General features: G+C 41.1%; 3 protein-coding genes. 1 reads left to right on the top strand and 2 read right to left on the bottom strand.

Features of this window, described 5'->3' with window-relative positions; translation table 11 throughout:
• Nucleotides 1-286 (bottom strand): hypothetical protein (locus AC6F75_RS12590; RefSeq protein ID WP_500715421.1); only part of this gene is annotated, 286 nt, incomplete at its 3' end.
• Between the two features lie 187 nt (nucleotides 287-473).
• On the opposite strand from AC6F75_RS12590, the gene tnpC reads away from it, so the two are divergent.
• Entirely contained in the window at nucleotides 474-1,832 is a 1,359-nt protein-coding gene (gene tnpC / locus AC6F75_RS12585) for an IS66 family transposase (protein WP_500715419.1), read from the top strand.
• A 143-nt stretch (nucleotides 1,833-1,975) separates the two neighbouring features.
• On the opposite strand, the gene AC6F75_RS12580 is transcribed toward tnpC, so the two are convergent.
• The coding region (locus AC6F75_RS12580) for a hypothetical protein (protein ID WP_500715417.1) at nucleotides 1,976-2,330 on the bottom strand (355 nt) is incomplete at its 5' end.

The following is a 2,330-nucleotide window of genomic DNA, read 5'->3' as shown; positions in this document are numbered from 1 at the left end:
TTCCACAGCCGTAGAGAGTATAGAAATTATGGTACAATTTTGGCTTGGGCACCCCATGTCGTTCGAGGTATTTTTTAAACGTCTCCCAGTTAAAACTCTTCTTTTGGCTTCTCCTGTTCAACCATTTAAAGACTAACCGCACTGTCTGGTTGTAGAACTTGTTGATGCTTCTGAAGTTACCGCTCACGCCAAAATACCGGAAATGTCCTGCCAGCATGGAGCACAAAATTCCCCACCACTCTTTGGGGTGCCGGAAGTTTCTTATGCTTTTGAGCCAGATGTTCATTTCTTTCAACTTTGCCTGCATTTTCTTTCTGTCTGTTTTTCTGCCAACTTTGTATCTGCCAGTTCTGGACTTATCAATGAAATGCGTAAAGCCAAGAAAATTGGTACCTACTCAGATTTTAAAATTTTTCATTGACAAGAATTTCGTGAAGATGTAGAATCAACCTCAAAGAGTAGCGGTGGTGACTATGAAAAAGAAGAAAGTACCAGTGTATATCAACAAAGCAGAGTTTCGGGCACTTTCAGAGGATGAAAAAACCGAAGCTTATTTTCAACTGGTTGATTTAATCAGCAAGGGGAAAAAACCGGTAAAAAATTCAGAAAATTCCGGCATGGCGCCATCTTCGGATATAACAAGGCCTCACAAGAGAAGCCAAACGAAAAAATTGTGCGGTCCGCCAAGACACCACCGGGGCACATCTCGCCATTTGGTCAAAAATCCTGACGAAGTTGTTTTTGTTCCTGTCGAAACTTGCCCAAGAACTGGCCAGGCAATCAACAGCAGCAGCAAAAGTTATCAGAGCCACCAAGTAATTGAGATGGAGCCAATGTGTCTGAAAGTCATTGAAATCCGGAGGCAAACAACCACCGGACCTGATGGAAAGACGGTTGTTGCGCCTAACCCTTCCGGAGTGGATGATTATGACCGGTTCGGCCCCAATCTGAAAGCATTCATTGCTTACCTGCGGTTTTCTCTTGATATACCATGGGGCAAGATACAGGAAATGATTGAAGCAATGCTTAAAGAGCGAATCGGCGTTGGCACAATCGGCAGAATTCTCAAACAGGTACAAAAAATTACCAGCTCAGACTACGAATCCTACAGAGATGCATTGCGAAATTCCAATATAGTTGGCTGTGATGAGACGGGTATCCACGTTATGGGCAAAAAATGGTGGGTGCACGCGGCAAGAAATGAAACAACCACATTTTTTCAAGCCGATCCGAGTCGCAGCCATAAGGTTGCAACTTCAATTCTTGGTGAAGATTTTGATGGAATACTGCTGTCTGACTTTTTTGGTGCCTATAATGCACGATTTTATGGTGAAAAAACGGTATTTGCCAAATGCACAGGCAGTCATTTCATGCGGCACATCAAATATGCCATGGAATGTGAAGGATCACAGGGCGGATATGCTCATAAATTATATGAAGTCATCCGGGCAAGCTTGCATCTCAAAAAGCACTGCCGGTTTGGGACAGCATATTTCAGGAAAAAAAGAGGTGAAATACTTAAACAAGCAAGGCATCTTCTTGATGGAAGGGTGAAAAGCAGCACCCATGAGGGAGAAAAGCTGCGAACCTTGTTGCGAAAGTTCTTTGATGATATTTTCCGGTTCCTGTATGTTGAGGAACTTCCTGCTGACAACAATGGAAGTGAACGAGATATTCGCGAGGTGGTACGAAGCAGAAAAATCTCTGGTGCATATAGAACCGAAGCTGGAGTACAACAAATGGCCCAGGTTAAAAGCGTGGTACTTACAGAAAGAAAACAGGGCAGAAATTTTTGGGACTATTTACAGCGTTACTGGGAACCTGTCACATAGATATAATAAAATTTAAAATCTGAGTAGGTACAATAACTTTTTATAGCCAGAATGAAATACTCCCGCAATATTTTACACACAGAGATACTGCGGGAATTTCATGATTTTCAGGTAGTTTTTAAAAAAAACGCGGGAAGTAACAACTAAAAATTCCACACCTCACCCATATCTTCAATATCTGGGTCATCATAGCGTTCCATTCTACCCAGCCATTGAGGCATATTTCTCTTTACATTCGTTTTGAGTTTTTCGTATTCGTCATTCTCTATTTCATTTCTTTCCATCATAAATTGATAAAATTTCTTTAGACTGGCAGCGTTTTGTTTTATTGTGCCAACATTTGCCCACATAGCTTTTTTTATAAACCAGTACCCAAGAAACATTTCGACATTTGAGATGCCATCTTTTGCAGGAATTGCATCTTCATATAAAAGAAACTCATTTATGTAAAAATCAATATTCTTATAATGCTTATCAAGAGTGGTTTCTTTCAACCCG

The sequence above is a fragment of the Planktosalinus sp. genome (assembly GCF_059864935.1).
The sequence above is the reverse complement of the archived record's forward strand: the minus strand, read 5'-3'. Positions and strand labels throughout refer to the sequence as shown.

Coding starts and splice junctions, on each gene's coding strand:
- tnpC (WP_500715419.1), top strand. CDS start 474: ATGAAAAAGAAGAAAGTACCAGTGTATATCAACAAAGCAGAGTTTCGG.